This window comes from Burkholderiales bacterium (assembly GCA_023511995.1).
Classification (GTDB): domain Bacteria; phylum Pseudomonadota; class Gammaproteobacteria; order Burkholderiales; family Thiobacteraceae; genus Thiobacter.
Genome location: JAIMAL010000042.1, coordinates 1 through 3129, shown reverse-complemented (window position 1 = coordinate 3129; position 3129 = coordinate 1). Strand labels below are relative to the sequence as shown.

At 73.3% G+C, this 3129-nt stretch carries 3 protein-coding genes; all 3 read right to left on the bottom strand.

Going from position 1 to position 3129, the window contains the following annotated elements; all coding sequences use genetic code 11:
* Nucleotides 1-619 (bottom strand): cobyric acid synthase (locus K6T56_12605; GenBank protein ID MCL6557181.1); only part of this gene is annotated, 619 nt, incomplete at its 3' end.
* A 13-nt stretch (nt 620-632) separates the two neighbouring features.
* Nucleotides 633-1727, bottom strand: a complete 1095-nt coding sequence (locus K6T56_12600; protein ID MCL6557180.1) for a HoxN/HupN/NixA family nickel/cobalt transporter — start codon at nt 1725-1727, stop codon at nt 633-635.
* Complete coding sequence (locus K6T56_12595) at nt 1724-3121, bottom strand: cobyrinate a,c-diamide synthase (GenBank protein ID MCL6557179.1); 1398 nt, start codon at nt 3119-3121, stop codon at nt 1724-1726. Before K6T56_12595 ends, K6T56_12600 begins: the two co-directional genes overlap by 4 nt.
* Nucleotides 3122-3129: the final 8 nt, after the last annotated feature.

The window sequence follows — 3129 nt, the reverse complement described above, 5'->3', positions numbered from 1 at the left end:
CGAACAGGCTGGGGTCGCCGCGGAATTTGTTGATCACGACGCCCTTGACGCGGGCCCGCTCCCGCGGCGTCATCAGGTGCAGGGTACCGACCACGGCCGCGAAGACGCCGCCCCGGTCGATGTCCGCCGCCAGCAGCACGTCCGCGTCCGCCTCCTCGGCCATCCGCAGGTTCGCGATGTCCCGCGGCTTCAGGTTCATCTCCACCGGGCTGCCGGCGCCCTCGATGATCAACACCTCGTACCGGTCCGCCAGGTACCGGTAGCTCTCCACCACCGCCGCCCAGACGGCCCCGAGGCGCTCCCGAAGATACTGGCGAGCAGACATGGTCTCGTACACCCGCCCCTGCAGCACCACCTGCGTCCGGTGGCCGCTCATCGGCTTGAGCAGGACGGGGTTCATGTGCTCGTTCGGCGCGATCCCGCAGGCCGCCGCCTGCACCGCCTGCGCCCGGCCGATCTCCCGGCCCGACGGGGTCGCCGCCGAGTTCAGCGACATGTTCTGCGCCTTGAACGGGGCCACCCGGTACCCATCCTGGGCGAGGATGCGGCACAGGGCCGTGCACAGCACGCTCTTGCCCACGTTCGACGCGGTGCCGAGCACCATCAGGCTCTTGGCCATTTGGGTTCCCCCTTCACATCGGCAGGCCCCGGGCGTCCGCCCCGGCCGCGCCAACGGAGCGTCCATCCCGCCGCCGCACCCGCCACATCCAGATGAACAGGGTCACGAACATCACGGTGATGCCGCCGCCCAGCCAGCCGAAGTCGATGCGCCCGGCGGCCTCCGCCACCGCCGTCAAGCCGGGCACGTGCGGGCCCAGCACCTGCAGCCATTCGACGCTGCCGACGAGGAGAGCCACCAGGACCGACAGGCCTGTGACCACGGCGTTGTACAAGGCGCGCGATCGCGCCAGCCCGCGCGCCCAGGTGTAGGTGTGCAGCATGACCAGGCCGTCGGCGGCGTCGAGTAGGCTCATCCCTGCCGCGAAGCAGAGCGGCAGCGTCAGCACCAGAGCGGCCGGAGCCCCTCGGGCCGACGCCGCGGCGGACATGGCGATCACCGCCACCTCCGTCGCCGTCTCGAAGCCGAGCCCGAAGAGCAGCCCCACCCAGAACAGGTCCCCGCTCCGCCGCACACGCCGGAGCAGCCGCCCGCACGCGCGCGCCATCAGGCCGCCGGATGGGGCGCTCTCCGCTTCGCCGTCACACACTCGCCCGGACGCCCCCCGCAAGGAGCGCAGCGCCGCCCGCCACGCCCCCCAGTTGAGGGCGGCCACCGCGTACAGGTACGTGGCCGAGATGCACGTGCCCACCGTGCCCAGGCCGGGTGCGGCCGCCCATCCGGCGGCCAGTCCCGCGCCTTCCGCCGCACCATCGCCCTCCGCCGCGCCCGCGCTCGCCAACTGCCCGCCGATCCCTGCGTGCCCGAGCGACAGCGCGGCGAGACCCGTCAGCAGGAACACCACCGCCGAGTGGCCGAGCGAAAACCACAGGCCGGCCGCCGCCGGACGGTGGCCCTCGCCCACCAGTTTGCGGGTCGTGTTGTCGATGGCCGCGATGTGATCCGCGTCCAGCGCGTGCCGCAGCCCGAAGGTGTAGGCCACCAGACAGAGCGGCATCATCGCCCGTGCCCGCACGCCGTCGAGGGCCAGCCCCGCCAGGGCCATCGCCTGCAGGAAGGCTACCGCCGCGAATACCCGGCCGGGCGCGCCGATCCGCGCGGCCCTCATCCGCGCCCCTCCTTCCGCGCCCGGCGCCAGGCCGCGCAGGCCGCCACGAACCGCGGCGCCATCTCCGGATTGGAGCCGAAGTGCAGATGCGTGTACCCGGCAACGAGCCCCCCGTCGGCGTACCCGTCGATCCCGCCGCCCCGCGACCCCTCCACGCGCCAGGCCGCGGGCCGGTCCGGGTCGGTCCATTCCGCAATGGAATAATGAAACTCGTGCCCCCGCGCGCGCTCCCCAGCCGGCAGAAGAAGGGTGTCCCGCAGCGCCGTGACCTCCCGGTAGCCAAGCGCCGCCAGGCGGTCCTGCATCCGCACCCGCGCCGGCACCATCCCGGCCATCGCGTGGGTCTCCCCGGCCCGGTCGGTCAGCGCCTCGCACAGGTACATGAACCCGCCGCACTCGGCGAACACCGGCATCCCGGCCGCCACCGCCCGGCGCAGGCTCTCCCGCACCGCCTCCTGCCGGCTGAGCTCGGCCGCGAACTCCTCCGGGAACCCGCCGCCGATGTATACGCCGTCGGCCTCGGCCGGCACCGGCTCACCCGCCAGCGGCCGGAAGGTCACCAGGCGCGCACCGTGCCATTCGAGCAGCTCCAGGTTCTCCGGGTAGTAGAAGTTGAACGCCGCGTCCCGCGCCACCGCGATGCACGCAGCCTCCGGCCGCGGCTGGCCGCGGAACAGCACCGGATCCGGCGCCGTCCAGTCCTCCGCCGCCTCCGCCAGTGCCAGCACCCGGCCGATGTCCACCGCCGCTTCCACAGCGTCCGCCAGGCGATGGAAGAGCCCGTCCAGCTCCCCCCGTTCCAGGGCCGGGATGAGGCCCAGGTGCCGCTCCGGGATCGCCAGCTCCGCCTGGCGCGTCAGACCGCCCAGCACCGGCACCCCGCACACCGGCTCCACCGCCTGGCGCACAATCTCCAGGTGTCCCGGCCCGCCGACGCGGTTGGCGATCACGCCGGCGATGCGCACCCGCGGATCGAGCCGTTGAAACCCCAGCACCACCGCCGCGGCGCTGCGCGCCATGCGGCTCGCGTCGATGACGAGCACCACCGGCGCCTCCAACAGCCGGCTCACCTCCGCGGTCGATCCCGTGTCCGCCCGCGGGTCCTTGCCGTCGTACAGGCCCATCACGCCCTCGATCACGGACACCTCCGCCCCCTCGCTGCCGCGGTGAAACACCTCGCGCACGGCGGCGGGCGAAAGCATCCAGGTGTCCAGGTTGCGCGACGGCCGGCCCGTGACGGCCGTGTGGTAGCTCGGATCGATGTAGTCGGGCCCGACCTTGAATCCCTGCACCACATGTCCCCGCCGGCGCAGAGCGGCCATCAGGCCCAGCGTCACCGTCGTCTTGCCCGCGCCGCTGTGGGCGCCCCCGATGACGATCCTCGGCCGCCTCATCGCGGCTC

What these genes read in the sequence shown, in the direction of transcription:
- K6T56_12600 (MCL6557180.1), bottom strand. Translation starts at nt 1,727, where the DNA reads ATGAGGGCCGCGCGGATCGGCGCGCCCGGCCGGGTATTCGCGGCGGTA.
- K6T56_12595 (MCL6557179.1), bottom strand. Translation starts at nt 3,121, where the DNA reads ATGAGGCGGCCGAGGATCGTCATCGGGGGCGCCCACAGCGGCGCGGGC.